The sequence below is a fragment of the Acetomicrobium hydrogeniformans ATCC BAA-1850 genome, from assembly GCF_000160455.2.
GTDB classification, from domain to species: Bacteria; Synergistota; Synergistia; order Synergistales; family Acetomicrobiaceae; genus Acetomicrobium; species Acetomicrobium thermoterrenum.
Genome location: NZ_ACJX03000001.1, coordinates 2,085,917 through 2,103,414 on the forward strand (window position 1 = coordinate 2,085,917; position 17,498 = coordinate 2,103,414).

Annotated in this window: 14 protein-coding genes and 1 pseudogene; 4 read left to right on the plus strand and 11 right to left on the minus strand. The window is 41.7% G+C overall.

Features of this window, described 5'->3' with window-relative positions; translation table 11 throughout:
• Positions 1-8: 8 nt before the first annotated feature.
• Positions 9-1,133: a hypothetical protein gene (locus HMPREF1705_RS10355; RefSeq protein ID WP_050767851.1), complete on the minus strand. Its 1,125-nt coding sequence runs from the start codon at positions 1,131-1,133 to the stop codon at positions 9-11.
• A gap of 601 nt (positions 1,134-1,734) precedes the next feature.
• Here HMPREF1705_RS10355 and HMPREF1705_RS10360 point away from each other — a divergent pair.
• The 3 genes from HMPREF1705_RS10360 to HMPREF1705_RS10370 are packed head-to-tail and all read left to right on the plus strand — an operon-like array spanning position 1,735 to position 6,107.
• On the plus strand, positions 1,735-3,219 hold the full coding sequence (locus HMPREF1705_RS10360; RefSeq protein ID WP_040347907.1) for an SLC13 family permease: 1,485 nt from the start codon (positions 1,735-1,737) through the stop codon (positions 3,217-3,219).
• 21 nt (positions 3,220-3,240) lie between these two features.
• Positions 3,241-4,860 carry an alkaline phosphatase family protein gene (locus HMPREF1705_RS10365; protein WP_009200833.1) on the plus strand — a complete coding sequence of 540 codons (1,620 nt, stop codon included), beginning with the start codon at positions 3,241-3,243 and terminating at the stop codon, positions 4,858-4,860.
• Positions 4,857-6,107, plus strand: a complete 1,251-nt coding sequence (locus tag HMPREF1705_RS10370) for an MBL fold metallo-hydrolase (protein ID WP_009200832.1) — start codon at positions 4,857-4,859, stop codon at positions 6,105-6,107. Before HMPREF1705_RS10365 ends, HMPREF1705_RS10370 begins: the two co-directional genes overlap by 4 nt.
• 155 nt (positions 6,108-6,262) lie before the next feature.
• Here the strand turns inward: HMPREF1705_RS10370 and HMPREF1705_RS10375 are convergent, their stop codons facing one another.
• Both HMPREF1705_RS10375 and HMPREF1705_RS10380 read right to left on the minus strand, forming a co-directional pair.
• Positions 6,263-7,177: a LysR family transcriptional regulator gene (locus HMPREF1705_RS10375; RefSeq protein ID WP_009200831.1), complete on the minus strand. Its 915-nt coding sequence runs from the start codon at positions 7,175-7,177 to the stop codon at positions 6,263-6,265.
• Positions 7,178-7,424: 247 nt separating this feature from the next.
• Positions 7,425-7,658 carry a hypothetical protein gene (locus HMPREF1705_RS10380; RefSeq protein WP_009200830.1) on the minus strand — a complete coding sequence of 78 codons (234 nt, stop codon included), beginning with the start codon at positions 7,656-7,658 and terminating at the stop codon, positions 7,425-7,427.
• 289 nt (positions 7,659-7,947) lie between these two features.
• On the opposite strand from HMPREF1705_RS10380, the gene HMPREF1705_RS11275 reads away from it, so the two are divergent.
• Entirely contained in the window at positions 7,948-9,162 is a 1,215-nt protein-coding gene (locus HMPREF1705_RS11275) for an IS110 family RNA-guided transposase (RefSeq protein ID WP_370739606.1), read from the plus strand.
• Positions 9,163-9,357: 195 nt separating this feature from the next.
• Here the strand turns inward: HMPREF1705_RS11275 and HMPREF1705_RS11280 are convergent.
• The 8 genes and pseudogenes from HMPREF1705_RS11280 to panB (HMPREF1705_RS10420) all read right to left on the minus strand — a co-directional run.
• Positions 9,358-9,681: pseudogene (locus tag HMPREF1705_RS11280) on the minus strand (IS110 family transposase); the annotation flags it as partial.
• Between the two features lie 709 nt (positions 9,682-10,390).
• Complete coding sequence (gene panB / locus HMPREF1705_RS10390; protein ID WP_009200828.1) at positions 10,391-11,233, minus strand: 3-methyl-2-oxobutanoate hydroxymethyltransferase; 843 nt, start codon at positions 11,231-11,233, stop codon at positions 10,391-10,393.
• Positions 11,234-11,275: 42 nt separating this feature from the next.
• The gene (ilvD, locus tag HMPREF1705_RS10395) at positions 11,276-12,940 is read right to left on the minus strand and encodes a dihydroxy-acid dehydratase (protein ID WP_040347904.1); all 1,665 of its coding nucleotides are present in this window, start codon (positions 12,938-12,940) and stop codon (positions 11,276-11,278) included.
• 71 nt (positions 12,941-13,011) lie between these two features.
• Positions 13,012-14,286 carry a TRAP transporter large permease gene (locus HMPREF1705_RS10400; protein ID WP_009200826.1) on the minus strand — a complete coding sequence of 425 codons (1,275 nt, stop codon included), beginning with the start codon at positions 14,284-14,286 and terminating at the stop codon, positions 13,012-13,014.
• Positions 14,286-14,762, minus strand: a complete 477-nt coding sequence (locus tag HMPREF1705_RS10405; protein WP_009200825.1) for a TRAP transporter small permease — start codon at positions 14,760-14,762, stop codon at positions 14,286-14,288. The genes HMPREF1705_RS10400 and HMPREF1705_RS10405 overlap by 1 nt, the downstream gene beginning before the upstream one ends.
• Positions 14,763-14,864: 102 nt before the next feature.
• Positions 14,865-15,839 (minus strand): TRAP transporter substrate-binding protein, encoded by a 975-nt coding sequence (locus HMPREF1705_RS10410; RefSeq protein WP_009200824.1) that lies wholly within the window; start codon positions 15,837-15,839, stop codon positions 14,865-14,867.
• Between the two features lie 101 nt (positions 15,840-15,940).
• Positions 15,941-16,732 (minus strand): IclR family transcriptional regulator, encoded by a 792-nt coding sequence (locus HMPREF1705_RS10415; RefSeq protein WP_009200823.1) that lies wholly within the window; start codon positions 16,730-16,732, stop codon positions 15,941-15,943.
• Between the two features lie 80 nt (positions 16,733-16,812).
• On the minus strand, positions 16,813-17,498 hold a 686-nt coding region (panB, locus tag HMPREF1705_RS10420), incomplete at its 5' end, for a 3-methyl-2-oxobutanoate hydroxymethyltransferase (RefSeq protein ID WP_057941037.1).

The window sequence follows — 17,498 nt, forward strand, 5'->3', positions numbered from 1 at the left end:
CTAGTCGATCAGTTAATCGGTCCATAAGTTTCACAAACGACTTTACTTGACCGATCCTGGGGGTCAGACGAATAACTCGCCCCTTGGAAAACCCAGTTTTTCCCATCCAACTTGGCCACTTTAGATGAAAAAATTAAAGCATCTTTCAGAAGCCTCACTTTGCTGTAAATTGAAATTTCAGTTTCTTCGCCCGTATTAACGAACACGACCAAAACCTCTGGACTAATTGGCATATTAGGATCATATGAAAAGTATTCCTTTTCATTGACTGGCCATCGAACTAAAGTATTCCCAATTCTTAAAATCATATAGTAACGATTTTCCTCAACAACCTTCCCGCCCTTTTGGCATGCATATTCAGACAAATAAATATCCTTTACCCGAACGAGGTATTTCTTTTGTAATTCAAGTTGGTTTGCCCCCAATGGCTCATTCTTTTGTTGTGTGACAAAAGAAATTCTATTTTCTACTAACTCACCGAGAGGACTTGTTTTTGATACCACGATATTTTCAGAAATAGGAAATTCTTCAACTCCATCAAAATGCTTTTCAAATGCTAATGTGTCTTTAGCAGCAATAGCTCCCACCGTTACCCCTCCTGTGCCGCCAATTGCCCCACCAATTGCGGCACCTATAATTGCACCTGCAGGAGCTCCTAGACCTCCCGATAAAAGGCCTGCTAAAGTACCACCGATTAATGCCCCAGCCCCGGCACCTCCAGCAACTCCGACAGCACCAGCCGAAAGGGCTGCTTCGATAGGATCATCGCTTAAAAAAACTTTTATTGTAATAGTACTATCAGGAGACCAAAACATGCTACAATACGCAGAAGGATCATTTGGCCAATCAAAGTGAGTTTCACCTGAAATAATTTTTCTCTTTGTAGAATACCAAATGGGCTTTCCATCTTTCAGAAGTGTGACGTATACGTATGTATTTGAACCTTTTGCCGGAAGCGATTTTTCTATGTTCTGGATGATTGATCTATCAAGATCAAGTGATTTAAGACGAATAGTGTATATGCCCGAATTCGTTTCCTCGCCAAAACAATGTGAACTATTAAATGAAACTAATAATAAGATGATAATTAATATTAGAACAACTTTCGGCCTTTTGAAGCTTTCTTTTTGCACCTTTCTCCCTCCCTTTTTAAATACAATGAATATTAGCAATATTATAACTAAAAATATTGCGTCGAGCAGCTATAAAACTGTTGACCGCGTCAAGTTTTTGTAGGATTTTTGGGAACCACTCCCCGATGTATCCTAAAGGGCAACGTATTTAGTTTAGCTAAAATCAAACCCACTATGACATATGCCCTTTAAGGTCGTGTATAAAGGTTTATTGCTATTTGTAGTAAGATATCCTTGTTCAAGTTGGGACCCTCCTTTATGAATTTTTGGTCACATAAAGATTCTACCAAAAGGAGCGGTCCCTTTCTTTTTTCCCTTAAAAAACTCCTACAAATATTTTACGCGATTTATACTCTCTCAAACCAAGCTTTGTGTATATATGTAAACAAACGATTAGGTGTGTCACCGAATTTTCCTATTCTCAGCCTTTGAATGCAACAAATTCGAATAATGCAGTTTATTATACGATCCATCGTGTTCGTTATAGTTGCGGTCAGTACATTCCTTAAAACTAAAATTTGACAAATGTATATTTACAAGAATATAATTTTAATGCAGACACTTTCATTATTTTATCATGTTGAAAGGAGGTTCTAGAAAAATGCAGAAGGATAAGACGAAGGGAAAAGAGGGCAATTTGACCAAAATAATCGGAGTGACCGCCGCTATTGTACTCTTTGCGCTCGTTTATGTCCTCGTGCCTGTTTCGGAAAGTGGCCTGAAACCCGAAGGCAAAGCTGCTTTAGCTGTATTTCTTGGCGCTTTCGCATTATGGGTTTCTGAACCATTTCCCACGTATGTAGTTGCTTTTGTTACTATGATTGCCTTGATATTGACTAATGCATGGGATCAAAAAAGCGTTCTTGGCGTTTTTGGATACGATGTAATTTGGTTAATGGTGTGTGCTTTCATATTAAATTCCGCAATGCAAGTTACCAAATTAGGTAAGAGAATAGCTTTGGCTATTGTCACGAGGTTTGGACAAACTGCGAAAGGCGCTATTCTGGCAATGATCGTAGTGAACTTCGTCATTTCATTTTTAATCCCCTCAACGACAGCCAGGGCAGCTTTAATGCTTCCCATTGCCATCACGCTCGCTAACATTTATAACGCTATACCCGGAGAGAGCAACTTCGGAAAATTGCTGATGTTGGCTAATATGCAAAGCAATGAAATTTCAACGAGTGGTATACTTACCGCAACATCGGCAAACATCATGGCAGTTAACTTCATCAAAGAAGCAACAGGCGCACAAATATACTATTCAACCTGGCTTATCGCTGCAATGCCAATATCCATTGTGACTATCATAATTGGTTATTTCGTTGGGCTAAAACTATTTCCACCAGAAATTGAAAAAGTAAGCAGCGAAGCTCTCGCTAATATGGAAAAGGAAATGAAAGACTTAGGTCCAATGGATGCCAATGAGAAAAAAGCTCTCATCATATTTCTCATCACTTTGTTTTTATGGTGCACTGACAGATGGCATATGGCAATGTTCCATAGATTGATTAATCCCACTCTAGCTGCAATGATAGGTGCGACTTTATGTTTGCTTCCTGGGATCGGCGTTATAAAGAAATGGGGCGACGTGAAAATACCGTGGGACCTTATGCTTTTCAGTTGCGGAGCTTACGCCGTGGGCATGGCATTGGATAAGACTGGGGCTGCACCTTTTATTATCAATAGTATTTTATCGAGAGTTAGTTTAGTCAATGTTACCTTCTTTAAGATTTACGCAATTGTAATGTTTATTGCTCTCTTTTCACACATAATATTTACGAGCAAAATTGTTAGAATTACCATACTTGCTCCCACGGTTATAGCCTTTGCTAAAGAATTAGCACCAGTGCTAAATGCCGATCCTACCAAATTAGTCATCGCCCTTATGCTCCCTGTCGCTTTTACCATCTGTTGGTGCATTACGCTTCCTCCACAGAGTAAACCTAACCTCATATATTACTCCAGCGGATTCTATAAGGTAAGGGATCAACTTTTGCATGGCCTGATCATCGATGGGATAGGTTACTTGATGTTCCTTGTGGCCGGGTTAACCTGGTTCAAAATAGTTGGCATTGGAATATAATCACACCCAAGGGGTGACACCATGGGAAAGTTCATAGAAACCTCCGAAATTATGGCTAAGGCTATTGAAGAAGCTTATATGCGGGGTGAAAGCGACTATTACATGAAGCCTCTTGTTTTAAAGAATGCAAATGGGAAATTAATTGGGTTAATAAATGATGGTGACTCGGTTGTTTTTTGCTGTAAAAGAGGCGAACGGGAAATTCAGCTTACAGACTGCTTTGTTGAGCCCGAGTTCCCTTATTTTGAGAGGAAAAATTTCTCAAACCTTTTTTTTGTTCCCTTTACCTTATATCACTCTAAATACGTATCTTTAAATCTTCCAATTGCATTCAAATTCGAAACTGTTTCAAACACACTAGGGGAGGTTATTTCCAGATCCGGACTAAAACAATTAAGAATAGCTGAATCCGAAAAAATTGCTCATGTAACCTTCTTTTTCAACGGCGGGGAAAACATAGTTTTTCCCTTGGAGGATGACGTAAAAATACCATCCCACAGGGGCATCCCTTACGAGAAAATACCATTACTAAAACTTTCCGAAGTATCTGCAAGACTTATTGAGGAAATAAATAAAGACAAATACAATTTCATACTAGCAAATTTTGCCAACGGGGACATCATAGGTCATACTGCTGATTTCGATGCCAAAGTAACATGTGTTAAGGGAATAGACAAAACGCTTGAAGATATAGTAACAGTCGCGATTAAACAAAAGTATACAGTAATGATCACAGCAGACCACGGTGTTCTTGAAGTAGGTTTCAAGGACAATGGTAGACCTAACGTTAGCCATACCACAAACCCTGTTCCCTTCTTGCTTGTTGGCCCTTCGGTTCAAGAGATTTCCCTTAAGGAGGGAAGACTTGCTAACGTAGCTTCAACTGTCCTTGTCTCTATGGGTATAGAACCACCTGAAATTTTTGAAAAGAGCCTTTTTCGAGCGCGTACAGCAATTAACCAGCGCAAGGTACTTTTAATAGTGTTAGATGGTTGGGGTATTGGTAAGGAAGACTCAAAAAACCCAATATACGTCGCCGGTGTCCCTTTTTATAACAGACTTTTGCGAGAATATCCGCATACAATCCTCAAGGCCTCGGGCAGGGATGTTGGGTTGAAAAAAGATCAACCCGGCAATTCCGAAGCAGGTCATATAAATCTAGGCGCAGGCCGTGTTGTGCTACAAGACGATGTGATAATCGAAAAAAGCATTGCTGATGGTAGCTTTTTCAAAAATCATGTTTTACTGGAGGCTGTAAATAGACTCCATGATTCCAAAGGGTGTCTTCATCTCATAGGCTTGCTTTCTCACAAAAGTTCTCACGGCCTCATAGACTATGTGTCGAATGTTCTCATGTTGGCAAGATCTCAGAATCTTGAAAACGCCTATCTTCATATCATTCTCGACGGAAGAAGCACTGAACCGGGAAGCGCGCCTCATCTTTTAAGGCAATTCGGAGTTACACTCCGTGAAATAGGAATCGGGACAATAGTTACAGTTTTTGGAAGAGGGATCGCCCTTGATCGCAGTGGTGATTACCTGAGTAAAACCAAGCTTGCCTATGATGCCATGGTTTTTGGCAAGGGAGAACCAGTCTATTGGCGCAATTGCGAGCATGAGGAAAAGGAGGTAAGAAAGTGAGACTGAAATGTCTTGGCGGATTTGGCGAGCAGGGTCGCAGTGCTCTGCTGGTTGAGGGTAAATCATGTTTTCTAGTAGATTATGGCGTTAAAAAGACAGTTGGAGAAGGCATTCTTGGCGAGTTGCCTTTGAAAAACTTCCCAGAGCTTGACTTTATCGTGGTAACGCATGCTCACCAGGATCATACCGCAATGCTTCCTTTATTGGTCGAGAAAGGTATAAATGTGCCCATATATGCCACTCCACCTACAAAGGAATTTACTATTACTTATTGCGAGAGTTGGCATAAGAACTATGAAATTCATAGGCTTGTCCCCCCTTACGACAAACAAAGCATCTATGAATTGGAGAAATTGTTTGTCACAAAACCATACTTTCAGGAATTTGAGGCAGGGAAAGGTACGTTGATAACATTCTTTCCCAGCGGTCATCTTGTAGGATCTGCCATTGTATATATCAAGGACGAAAAGACAATTGCACATTTCGGCGACATAAATTTCAATGATGCAATCAATCCGAAACCCTACCTTGATTTTGATGCTGAAATAGGCATAATCAATGGGTCTTACGGAGATAAAATAATGCCTAAGGAATTACTAGAAAAAAAATTTATTGAAAATGTCACTTCTGGCAGATTCAACGTCCTCATACCTTCGGCAGCGTTAGGAAGAGGGCAAGTGGTTTGTTTGCTTTTGTTGGAAAATCTATCAAAAATAGATAAAGAAATATACATTTCAAAATCAATCATAGAAAATACAAAACGAGTTCTAAAATATCCGCATTATATTAAACCCGAGGCAATTGGAATGCTCAACAAGTTAGTCGATTCTCCCTATTTTAAAATTATCGATGAATCCAAATTAAACGACCTTATTGAAAAGGGAGCTATCTTTATAGCGCCGGATGCTATGCTGTCTTCCGGTCCAGCACTTAAAATTTTCAATCTCCTCAAAGATCAACCACAAAACAAGATTATTCTTTCTGGGTTTCTTGCACCAGGCACCCTTGGCAGAAAACTTGCTGAAAGGGAAGTATCCATTAACGCAGTGTTATCGCTATCAGAGCTAAAAGTGCATACTGACCTAACAGATAATAAATTCATAATAAATAAGACGCTTTCCAATGCAAAGTTAATCCTAATTCATCACGGAGAAGAACCCAAATCGACAAACCTTGCTAACAAGTTGCGTGAAAAGTTTAATCTCGACATAAGATCTCCTCATTTTGGTGATGCGATCATTTTTTAATGTGACGCTTTTTTATAGATATTCGTGACATGATAAATGAACCCTTGCAGGAATACGCTCCCTCAAGGGTTCATTTATCAGAAATCTGCAAATCACTGTCTCTCCGACTTTTATTTTATACAATCACAAAGGCGTCTTCTCAATATGATAAAAATTTACTCATAACCAAAAGTTTCCTTAATTGATCCCGTCTCCGACTTTAAAAAGCTTACAAAAAGATTTGTAGCAGGTAAGAATTTTTTTCCCTTCCTCTTAACTAGAAAAACCCTTCTAACGAGGTTCATTTCTTCTATTTTTGATGCATGGAGATTACCCTCTGCTACTTCCTTTTTTACTGAAATCCACGATAAAATACTAGAGCCGAAATCTTCAGCAACCAATTTTTTTACTACTTCTATGTTTCCCAGTTCAAGATAAGGTTCGATACATATTCCATATCTATTAAACTCAGAATCAATGTAATTACGTGTAGCAGAATATTTTTCTGTTAATATAAGATCTTGATTTAACACCTCGTAAGCGGAAACTGTCTTTTTGCTAGCAAGTTTATGCATCGGAGAAGTGACGAAAACTAACTCATCTTCCAACAAGGAGGTAAAAGAAAGACATTGTTTCCTTTGGCTTTCATCGCCTTCTCCCATAATGGCGAAATCGATTTTATTGTCTTCTATGCTCTCAATGAGGTCTCTCGCAAACCTTATTTTTACGGAAAACGTGACATGTGGATATTCCCTTTTAAATCTACCAAGAATTGGAGGAATAACGTAAATTCCAGAAAGTATGCTTGCTCCAAATTTTATTTCCCCACTTAACGGATTCTGAGCTTCTTTAAGTGCTCTTTTAGCCTCTTCCATTGTATGTAAGATTTTCTCCACGTATAACAGCAATGTTTCGCCTGCATCCGTTAGTAGAATGTTTTTGCCAACCCTTTCAAATAGCTCCATTCCACATTCTTCTTCAAGTGATTTGATTTGGAGACTGACTGCTGGTTGGGTTAACCCAAGAGATTCTGCTGCCTTTGTAAAACTCTTACATTTTGCAACCATGTGAAATGTTATAATTTTGTTCATAGATTTTTCCCTCACGCGACAACTTATTTAACACTTCTTTAACTCTATTGTAACTTAAAACACTCAAAGAAATAATCTATAGATTTATCTTTTAGCTTGAGAAATGCTTCGCTCTACACCCATGTCCGTGTAATGCTTCTATGGTTTCTTACATACAAGATGCGAGGCCAATTTAAAGGTCTCTTAAAGACCTCAGGGGAGGTAGCGTCAACTTCCATGAGCTTGTTTTGAAGCTTGAGCCAGTAAATCACTGCTTCCACTCAAGCCTGAGCCGACCGCCGTGAGAGTCGGTGTCGTCTCCAAATCTTCCATTGTAGCTTAAAGACATGTCAAAGTTTCCTGCCGAGTAAAGGGTCATGCCAAGGTCTGCGACGAAGTAGTCGTCATCGAGCTCTTCGGTGAACCATCTTTTTGTTCCATAACGTGTCTCGTCTATGGTAACGTCGTCTCCCGAAAGGACGTTTACGGAGAAAAGCCTCAAGTAAGGAGAAAACCCTGTGCCGTCTTTTAGATAAATTCCTCCTACTATGAATTATGTTATACCTGTTGCATATACAGGGGGTTTGTCCCCTCTGTATCCAATATATCTAGGTTGAGGCAGGGGAACTTCATTCACCTGGGTTATAAAACCCTTTAAGGAGTTTGTTCCCTGCCTGCCTCCCTAAAACCTAGACACGTTGGTTGGGCATATGTAGCCCTCGTCAAGATGGAGGATTGGTAGAAAGACTTCTGCCCTTGCCCTAAAGCCTTATGGCATGGGAGGTGTAGTCATGTATCAGATATTCATCGGCATCGACGTTTCCAAGGACTCTTTCACGGCATGCGCTATCGATCAAGGACGAAAGAAGCTCTTTGAAATCTCCACATCGATGGAAGTGCGAGGGTTTGAGGAACTCTCCCGGTGCCTTTTGAAGTTCCAAAAAGACTACATCCTCATCGGGGAAGAATCCTCTGCCTGCTATCAGATTAACCTCCCTGCCTATCTTGCCAAAGAAGGTTACCATACGGTGATCATCAATCCGCTCCTCATCTCCAACTTCATGAAACTCTCCCTTAGAAAAACCAAGACCGATAAGAAGGATGCTTTTGTTATCGCTTGTTTCCTTAGCATGTTTCATAGCTCCCTGCAGGAATCCTCCTTCCTTTCGCCGGACTTTCGAGAGCTGGCACGGGAGAGGGAAAAGCTCTCCTCGCAGGTTTCTACCCTTAAAAACGACATAGAAAAGCTCCTCGCCGTCACATTCCCTAAAGCTTTCAAGGCCACAAATGTCTATTCCAAAGGGATCCTCAATCTCCTCAAAAAATACCCATCTGCCTGGATGATTAAAAACCTTTCTGTCTCCGAAGTAGAAGAGCTCATCAAACCAGAAGGCAAAAGAAGACGACCGGATATCTCGCCTGAAAAGATCTTGTCTTTGGCAAGAGATTCCATAGCTTATATGAGCCCTGCTAGAGAGTTCATCCTCTCTCAAAAAGTCTCTCAGCTCCTTTTGCTCGAGGAAGAGCTCGAAAAACTTAACTGCATCTTGACCGATATGTTCCAGGAGTGTGCAGTCGAAGATTTGGAAATCCTCAAATCCATCAAGGGCATCGGAGACGTAATTGCCATCCACTTCCTGGGTGAAATTGGAGATACAAGGCGTTTTGATAACTACAAAAAGCTCATCGCTTACGCAGGGCTTGATCCTACTATCCATCAATCCGGCAGATACGTAGGACAGGGCAAGATATCCAAGGGGGGGAATAGACATCTTAGGCGGGTAATCTGGCTCATGGCTGTAATGGTGGCAAGGCACAATAAGACATTTAGGGAATACTACCTCAAGAAACGCGAGGAAGGATTCTCCTACAAAAAGGCAATCATGTCCGTCGCTCATAAACTCATCAGGGTGATCTTTGCCATGCTCACTCATAAGGTCTATTTTCCCCAAGGTCAATTCCTTATAGTTGACTCCTTCTACGATTATCTCCTCTGCCCGTCTTAAGATCTCCTTCTCCAGGGATAAAAGATGGCCTATCTCGTTTTCAAGCAACTTCAAGAAATCTTTGGGCAGCAAGGGCTCATGCCTCAAGGCATCCAAGGCTCCCTGAAGGGCTATCCTGTTGCGCTGGACGATCCCATAAAGCGCGAGGGCGCAGGAAACCTTTCTCGCTAATGCATCCTTGGGAGCGCTTTTTCCCTCATGATCCATCTTTCCGTAAGTGTAGAGAAGCTGTGAATCGCTTTTGTCGCTTTTGGACCTGATCTGCTCCAGGTTACGCAGGTGATGTATGGCCCGAGGGTTGATAGCCACGAAGGGTATGCCCAAATCTAAGCATAACTCCTTCAGGCTCCTTGAGTATGTACTGGTAGGTTCGAAGACCACCTTAAAAGACGACCCCTTGGAGATTAAGAATTGACGCAAAGCTTGTAACCCTTCCTCGTTTGAGAAGGTATAATGCCTATTTCCGTCGAATGCGACCAGCTCTTGCTTTCCTACGTCGATTCCTATACACTCATTCATGGGTGAGCCTCCTTCGCTTTTTCAAGTGATGGGGGGCATAGGGGCTGCCCTCCGCTCCCTGTCTCGTGAATACGGACTGTGGGCATACCACGTCCCAGATACTGTCCGGGCTGTCGGGGGGCAGTCCGTCTGACCCTCGGTCTGACAAGATTGTCGACCTCGTCTTAATCGACCTGCCCATTTTCCCCATCCCGAAGTAAGTATATAAGAGTAAGCATAGAAGCCCAAAGTCTATGCAAGATATGCTTATTGCCAAAAACCTTCGGTGTTTCTACCTCTTGCCACTCGCATATGGGCAAACGAGACGCTTGCTCCTCCGCATTCACTCTCTCTTATTTGCAGGTCTGTCAGTTTTAATATACGAGGTCTTTAGTTTTGAATTTTAATTTAGCATATCAGTTGTATCAATCTATATCGAATTATATATCATAAATCAAAACCTCTTAGCTCAAGCGGTTCGAACTTAATGCACTACATGTAATTAACTATAAACACTGTTAAACTTCACAAACTGAGCATTTAGGTAGTATTTTAATTATAAGATATATTTTTTGGTGGTAAGAACTAACTATAACCATTAAAAACTAAGCTCTTACCACCATTTAATTTTGTCGATTTTCAAACTAAAGTTTATAGAGTCTAAGTGATATTGGACATATAGTAAATAAACATACACACGTTATTAATGTCATATCATGTTTGATCATTGTTACAACGAATCTCTTAGAGCGTTTATCTCGTCTTCGCTCACATTAAAACAGTGCTCACGCATCGGATATGCTCCGGAATCAATTTCGTTGCGCCACGAATTAAACCCATCTAGAATTTCTTTTCCCAAAAGTTTGTATTGCTTTACAAATTTTGGGACGAACTTATCAAATATTCCCAAAATATCGTAGGCATTCAGGTTGTATCCCGTACAATTAAGTCCTGCTCCAACGCCAATGGTAGGTATGGAGATTTTTTCATCGATAAGTGCGCCAAGCGCTGTTGGAAGACACTCTAACACGATGGCAAAAGCTCCTGCTTTCTCAAAGGCTATTGCATTCTCAAGCATCTTTTTTGCAGAATCGATGCTTTTGCCCTGTACCTTAAATCCCCCAAAGGATGCCGCTGTCTGAGGAGTCAGTCCTATATGCCCCATGACGGGAATACCTGCTTTGACGACAGCTGCTGCTTTTTCAGCTGCATATACATCCCCTTCCATTTTTACGCAATCTGCGCCATTTTTCATCAGGATACCAGCGTTATGAATGGCTTCTGATTCACAGGCTTGGTAGGTCAGAAAAGGCATATCACCGACAATGAAAGTGTTTGGCGCACCGCGACGCACCAGTTTTAAATGGTATAAAATATCTTCTAGCGTTACATGTACTGTGCCTTCGCAACCTTGAATAACCATTCCTAACGAGTCTCCTACCAAGATCAACTCTATATCGGATTGTTCTACTATTGCTGCCATTGGGTAGTCATATACAGTGATCATAGCGAATTTGGACCCATTTTGCTTTCGCTCTCTAATCTGAGGCACAGTAATCTTCTTTTTACTCATATTAGCTTCTCTCCTCGTCTTCTTATATTTTTTTAAACGTCGTCATCTACAAAAAACAGCGCCCGACATTGCAGAAGATACCAACCTGGCGTATCTGCTCAAGTAACTTCGTTTGTCAATTTTGCTGGCAGGCCTTACCCAATGCTTTTTTCTTGAAGCAAGCTCCTCGTCACTTACTTCAAGGGTTATAGTCCCCTCTGGTATATTGATTGAGACCATGTCTCCTTCCTCAATGAGCGCAATAGGACCGCCTTCTGCCGCTTCGGGAGAAATATGTCCAACTGCAGCTCCGGCTGTTGCTCCGGAAAACCGTCCATCGGTAATGAGTGCAACATCCTTTGACAATCCCATCCCCACGATTGCTGAAGTAGCCGTAAGCATTTCTCGCATCCCAGGCCCGCCCTTTGGGCCTTCATAACGTATAACCACAACATCGCCGGGGTTAATTTTCCCGCCATATATGGCTTTCACGGCATCTTCTTCTTTGTTGAAAACACGACACGGTCCTCGATGCTCATACATTTTGGGGTTGACGGCGGCGACTTTGCATACCGAGCCTTCGGGTGCAAGGTTGCCGAAGAGAAGTTGCAAGCCACCTTTACTGGAATAAGGATTATCGATAGAGCGAATCACGGAAGGATCTATAACCTCTGCACCATCGACATTTTCTGACACCATTTTCCCTGTTACACTTAGGGTCTCTCCATGGATTAACCCCGCTTCGTTGAGCTCTGCCATGAGGGCAGTGATACCTCCAGCGTAGTATAAATCTTCCGGGTAGTGACCGTTTTCAGCGGGACTGAGCTTTACCAGATGTGGCACTTTTTTGGACATCTCGGCGAAAAGCCTTACGTCAAAATCGATCTCTGCTTCGTGAGCGAGCGCAGTTAGATGGAGTATCGTATTGGTGGATCCACCGATGGCAAGGTCTACAGTTATGGCGTTTTCTAATGCCTTCTTAGTTATAATGCGTGATGGAGTGATGTCTTTTTCTAAAAGTTCCATTATCTTTTGACCGGTCTTTTTTGCAAGGGCAATTCGCTTTGCAGATGCAGCCGGCACTGCACTTCCAGGGAGGCACATACCAAGTGCCTCCGTAAGGTAATTCATGGAATTGGCAGTTCCAAGTAAATTACAGGCGCCACAACCTGGCAAGGCATCTAGTTCCATTTCGGAAAGTTTTTCTTCTGTAATGATATTTTTTGCAACAAGACCTTGAGAGGACATAAGGTCGGCATATCCCATCTTTTCGCCCTTATAACAGCCTGTCATCATCGGACCACCGCTTACAATAATGGCCGGGACATCAAGGCGTACACAAGCCATTAGCATTCCCGGGGTAATTTTGTCACAGTTTGTTATCAAAACCATGGCGTCATACGCATGAGCATTCATCATAACTTCAATGGTATCTGCTATAAGTTCCCTACTGGGCAACGGATAGTGCATCCCGTCGTGTCCTTGAGCAATGCCGTCACAGATCCCAATAGTGGGAAACACTATTGGCAGACCGCCTGCCTCGATAATCCCTTCACGCACAGCTTTAGCTATAAGGTCGAGGTGTAAATGGCCTGGCATGCACTCGTTTTGGGAATTCACTATAGCTACAACAGGCTTCTTTAAATCTTCGGGAAGATGGCCCATCGAGTAATAAAGGGCCCTATGTGTAGCTCGCGTGATACCTTTCTTAGTAATGTCACTCTTCAAAAATATCCGCCTACCTTTCTATTTCAGCTGATTTTACAAAAAAATTGTAATCATAATGCATAATTAATTTACTATAATAAATTAGGAAGAAACGTCAGTATTCCGGGGCAATAGGTAAAAAGAAAAATCATAAAAACCAACATCAAAAACAGCGGAATGATGTTCCTTGAAATTGATTCGATCGAAACACCCGATATACTGCTTGCAACATATAGATTCACAGCCATAGGAGGAGTTATCATTCCGATGGATGTGTTTATGACCATTATCAATCCCAAAGCAACAGGATCCATGCCCAAGTGCACACATATGGGAAGGAGAATGGGTGTCATCAGCAAAATAATGGACTGAGTTTCTAAGAAACAGCCAAGAAATAATAGACTCGCGTTAACCATTAGGAAAATTAAGTATTTACTGGAAAAGGATCCCAGCAAAAATTTTGTTATCTGCCCAGGAACTCCGGAACTGGTCATTAACCAAGAAAAAGAAGATGAAACGGCAACGATAAAAAGCACTAATGCTGTACTTGTGGCCGATTTTGAAAATATTACAGGGAGGTCTTTATATTCAATTTTTTTATATATAAACTTACTAACTATAAATGCATAAACACATGCTATAGCAGCTGCTTCAGTAGGAGTAAAGACTCCTCCGTAAATTCCGCCCAGAATTATCAGGGGCATTATTAGGGCCCATATCGCTTCGACAAAAGCCGATAACACGCTCTTCCATGTAATCTTATAGTATTGATTTGCTTCATATTTCCTGCAGGATATCCCCACTACGATCGACATGGCAATCATGAGCAATATTCCCGGCACAATCCCTCCTACAAACATTGTTCCAACTGACACGGATGCAACAAGAGCGTAAGTGATCATCGAAATACTAGGAGGAATAATAACGCCGAGAGTGCCGCCCGCTGCTGCTATAGCAGAAGCTTTGGCTACCGGGTATCCAGCCTTTTCCATTTCGGGAATCATAATTCCGCCAATAGCTGCTACAGTAGCAGGGTTTGATCCTGAAATAGCTCCAAAAAAACCTGACGAGACGACAGTGATAACTCCAAGGTGAGCCGGAATCCAGAAAAAAATCTGGCGAATGAAGCGAATCAGCTTTTCCGAAACGCCTCCTTGTTGCATGAGATCCCCGGCTAAAATGAAAAAGGGAACAGCCATAAAAGGAAAACTATCCAATGCAGTAAACATCCTCTGGGCAATTACCATCGCAGGAATTCTTACCCCGCCAAACAAGAGAGCCGTCAAGACGCTCATTCCCATTGATATCCCAATAGGCACTCCAAGAAACAATAAAATGAATAATACGCCGAACAAAAGAAAGGCCATTACGCAACATCCCCTTTTGTGCTTTGCTTCAATGTTCCAAAATAGTATTGGAGGCTCCTCGCAGCCATGAGACAACAGCCTATAGGAATAGCTGAATATATTGCCCACATCGGAAGTCCGAGAGAGGGCGATACCTGTTGCATGTTAAACAAACCTTTAACTAAGCGAATGGAAAGAATTGCTACCGTAGCATTAAAAAAAAGTACAATAAGAAGGACTATTACCCGAATATACTTATGTAATTTCTCAGGTGTGATCATATATATAAGTTCCACAACAAAATGAGCATTTTTCTTTGCTCCTGCTCCTATCCCGATAAAGACCATCCAGATCATGATGTAACGAGCAGCCTCTTCATACCATGCCATAGAATAAAGACCGGAATATCTTCCCAATGTTCCTAAAAATACTATGATCACCATTAGGGGCAATAGCACTGATAAGATATTTTCCTCTAATTTGTCAAACTTTATCACGGCGAATTACCTCCTGTGTTGCACAACTTTAAACCTCATTAAAACCAGTCAAGGGAATTGCCCATTCGATATGATGAGAACAATTCCCTTGATCGAAATAAATTAATTCCCTAATATAGCTTCAAGATATTTTGGATTTATCTGAGACTTAAATTGATCATACACAGGAGCACAGGCATTTTTCCACTCTTCTTTATCAACCTCAATAATAGTAACTCCTTCTTTTTTCAGTGACTCAACAAGTTGCTCATCAAGCTTGGCGCTAAATTGCCTCTCGTAATCACGGGCTTCTTTCTCCGCTTTTATGATAGCTTCTTGAATTTCTGTCGGAAAGCTATCGAATATTTGTTTGCTAATCATACACACGGCGGGGGAATAGAAATGGCCTGTTAGGGAAATATACTTCTGAATTTCATACAATTTTGTGGTGTACATTATGACCAAAGGATTTTCCTGTCCGTCGATAACTCCTTGTTGCAGAGCAACAAACACCTCGCTCCATGCCATAGGCGTCGGTGTAGCGCCTAAGGTTTTGAAAGTAGCCTGATGTATTGGATTTTCCATGGTTCTAATTTTCATGCCTTTAACATCTTCTGGGTGAGTAATGCTCTTTTTATTGTTAGAGATATGCCGAAATCCATTTTCCCAAAAACCGAGGGCCTTGATCCCCTTAGGCTCTAGACTTTTTAATATCTCAGTTCCCACTTCACCATCCATGGTTTTAAATGCTTCATCTCTGTCCTTAAAAATATAAGGCAGGTCAAAGATCATGAAATCTGGTGAGAAATTGGGCAGTGGCCCGGTTGAAACGACGCACATCTCTATAAAACCCATTCCAACTCCCTCAACAAGATCCCTCTCGTTTCCTAGTTGGCTGCTAGGGAAAATATCAACTCGAACCTTTCCATTGGTGTACTTTTCGACTTGCTCCTTAAAATACACTGCCCCGCTGTGATAATGCCCTCCAATTTCAGTCGTCATGCCAATCCTCAACACGATAGGATCCTTGGCAAAAGATATTGATGCTATAGATATAAACAAAACAGCTAACATGATAACATGCATTAACTTTTTCATGGAAACCTAACCTCCCTATTTTAAAAAATTCTTGATTCAGACTAACTAACATTTCTAATTTATTCTCTCAGTACATCACCTCTTTATTGTTAAATCGACGTCTATCCAAACGCTTCCAACTTCATATTGTCATGCCAACCTAAAGTGCAGGAAAAACGCCTTGCTGTATCGCGCACTAAATAGTAGAGGTCTTCTCTCCTTGGATTCTCATCGAATCGAAATTTGGGAAGGGCTAAACTGAGAGCAGCAATTACGTTGTTGCTGACGTCAAATATAGGTGCACCTATACAATAAATATTCTTTATATGTTCCTCGTTATCCACACTGTATCCCAGTCTCCTAACTTCTTTCAATTCCCTCAGAAGGGTCTCTATGTCCTTTATGGTGTTTGAAGTGTATTGAATAAATCTCTCGTTGCGCAGAAGTTCTCTAACGCCATTTTCAGGAAGAAACGCAATAAGAGATTTTCCAAGGGCTGTGCAATAAAGAGGAATAGTCTGCCCCAAATTCATGCAGACTTTAATGGTGTCAGTAGATTCAATTTTGCTAATGTATAGCGCTTTTGTGCCATCGCGAACAGCCAGATTTACTGCCTCACCAGTTGCCTTAGATAGTTCATGCATAAAGGGATAGGCCAACTGAGGAAGCCCCGTCTTTCGAGCCACATTGCTACCAATTTCAAATAACTTATAGCTGTTCGAATATTTTGAATTAAAGGGATTTTGTGCAACATAACCCAGAGATTTTAAAGTAGATATAATACGAAATACGGTACTCTTATCGAATGATAACATCTCACTGATCTCGGTAATGCCCAGTTCACCATATTCATCTAAAAGCTCCAAAACGGTAAAGGTGCGCACTACGGACTGAAGTGTCTTTTTATCGGGCATTCAATGCTCCTCCTCAGCCTAAAAACATTTCGCCAAGAGGCATGTCTTACAAATATGCCGATTTAAGTTTTTCAGCTATTCTATCTCTTTAACTCCTCAAGCATCTTCTGATATTCCTCGGCCGTCTCGGGAAGTATGTGGTAGCAATGCTGATCCTCCGGGAATTTACCCGTTTTTACGTCCTCTATATATCTCTTGAAGGCCTCCGTCTCAACTTCTGCGACGTTTGCGTACTTCTTTACGAACTTTGGAGTGAAGGCCTGGAATAACCCAAGCATGTCTCCGCATATGAGAAGCTGTCCGTCGCAGGGGGCTCCTGCTCCTATGGAGTAAACGGGTATGGAAAGGTCTTTTGTTATGAATTCGGTCAGTTCTGGCGGTACCGCCTCAAGAAGTAGGGCGAAAGCTCCGGCTTCCTCTATGGCTCGGGCGTCCATTATTAGGTCTCTGGCGCTTTTTGGGTCTCTGCCCTGTGCCTTAAATCCCCCAAGTACTCCTGAACTTTGAGGGGTAAGACCGATATGTCCCATGACCAAGATCCCTGCGTCGGCAATGGCCTTTATCCTCGTTATGACCCTTCTTCCGCCTTCAAGTTTCACGGCGTCCATGTCGGCTTCCTTCAAAAACCTTCCTGCGTTATACACGGCGTCTTCGTCGGATATCTGGTATGACATGAAGGGCATATCGCCTATGCAAAAAGTATTAGGAGCACCTCTTCGTACTGCCTTACAGCAGGTGATGCATTCTTCCATCGTCACAGGTACGG

Excerpts from the sequence above, each read along its gene's own strand:
- HMPREF1705_RS10410 (WP_009200824.1), bottom strand. The coding sequence starts at position 15,839 with ATGAAAAAGTTAATGCATGTTATCATGTTAGCTGTTTTGTTTATATCT.
- HMPREF1705_RS11275 (WP_370739606.1), top strand. The coding sequence starts at position 7,948 with ATGTATCAGATATTCATCGGCATCGACGTTTCCAAGGACTCTTTCACG.
- HMPREF1705_RS10365 (WP_009200833.1), top strand. The coding sequence starts at position 3,241 with ATGGGAAAGTTCATAGAAACCTCCGAAATTATGGCTAAGGCTATTGAA.
- panB (WP_009200828.1), bottom strand. The coding sequence starts at position 11,233 with ATGAGTAAAAAGAAGATTACTGTGCCTCAGATTAGAGAGCGAAAGCAA.
- HMPREF1705_RS10415 (WP_009200823.1), bottom strand. The coding sequence starts at position 16,732 with ATGCCCGATAAAAAGACACTTCAGTCCGTAGTGCGCACCTTTACCGTT.
- HMPREF1705_RS10400 (WP_009200826.1), bottom strand. The coding sequence starts at position 14,286 with ATGGCCTTTCTTTTGTTCGGCGTATTATTCATTTTATTGTTTCTTGGA.
- HMPREF1705_RS10360 (WP_040347907.1), top strand. The coding sequence starts at position 1,735 with ATGCAGAAGGATAAGACGAAGGGAAAAGAGGGCAATTTGACCAAAATA.
- HMPREF1705_RS10375 (WP_009200831.1), bottom strand. The coding sequence starts at position 7,177 with ATGAACAAAATTATAACATTTCACATGGTTGCAAAATGTAAGAGTTTT.